We start from the raw sequence: 275 nt of genomic DNA, 5'->3' as shown, positions 1-275 counted from the left end.
ACCAGCGATCAAATTGCTTGCTTGAGTACAATCTGCTGTTGTGCCTTCTGTAATAATGACCCTGATCGGCAGATCATGCGCACCCACGGCAAGATGCAATTTTGTATTGAGCCCCCTTTTGTATAACTCATGCTCTGAGATTACCTCCTTTAGCTCCCGCTGCATGAGGATCCACTTGACAATGCGAAGCATCTATCACAAGCCATTCATAATCTGGATCGTCAATCAGCACCTCAAGCAACCTTTCCCAGACTCTCTGATTGCGCCATCGGATA

Annotated in this window: 1 pseudogene; it reads right to left on the bottom strand. The window is 46.9% G+C overall.

What is annotated here, in order from left to right:
• Positions 1 to 275 (bottom strand): annotated as a pseudogene (locus BU804_RS14925) (transposase); the annotation flags it as partial.

Source organism: Candidatus Protochlamydia sp. W-9, from assembly GCF_001950615.1.
Lineage (GTDB): Bacteria > Chlamydiota > Chlamydiia > Chlamydiales > Parachlamydiaceae > Protochlamydia > Protochlamydia amoebophila.
The sequence above is the reverse complement of the archived record's forward strand: the minus strand, read 5'-3'. Positions and strand labels throughout refer to the sequence as shown.